The sequence below is a fragment of the Vibrio sp. 2033 genome (assembly GCF_033339735.1).
Window position 1 is genome coordinate 1 of record NZ_JAWOVC010000271.1, and the last position, 767, is coordinate 767.

Here is a 767-nt window from a genome sequence, read left to right on the forward strand (position 1 = left end):
GATGTACCCAGTTCCAAAATTGGGAACAAGTCTGTTAGGTAGTCACGAAGTACGTTACCCGTTACAGAAATGGTATCTAGACCAGCTTTCATTCGTTCTAATGAGTATTTACATGCTTCTACTGGAGCAAGAATCTTAATTTCTAGACCTGTCGTATCGTGATCTGGCAGGTATGCATTGACCTTTTTAATAAGCTCTACATCGTGTGCGCGGTTTTCATCTAGCCAAAATACAGCTGGAACGCCTGTCGCACGTGCGCGAGTTACTGCAAGTTTCACCCAATCTTGAATTGGCGCGTCTTTTACCTGACACATACGGAAGATGTCACCCTCTTCTACCGCCTGTTCAAGCAGCACTGCGCCAGAAGCATCAACAACACGTACTGTACCTGCTGCATCTAGGATAAACGTCTTATCGTGAGAACCGTACTCTTCTGCTTTTTGAGCCATCAAACCCACGTTTGGTACGCTGCCCATTGTTGTCGGGTCAAATGCGCCGTGCTCTTTACAGAAATCGATAACTGCTTGGTAGATACCTGCATAGCAGCGATCTGGGATCATCGCTTTAGTATCTTTTTGCTTGCCGTCAGGACCCCACATTTGGCCAGAAGAACGCAACATTGCTGGCATAGATGCATCGACAATGATGTCGCTTGGGACATGCAGGTTTGTGATGCCACGATCCGAATCAACCATCGCAAGTTCAGGCTGAGTTTGGTAAACCGCCTGAATTGCCGCTTCAATCTCTTCTTTCTGTGCTGCTGGTAG

At 46.9% G+C, this 767-nt stretch carries 1 protein-coding gene; it reads right to left on the bottom strand.

The features are described 5' to 3' along the window. The coding region (locus R7P74_RS26025) for an NADP-dependent isocitrate dehydrogenase (RefSeq protein WP_318123541.1) at positions 1–767 on the bottom strand (767 nt) is incomplete at both ends.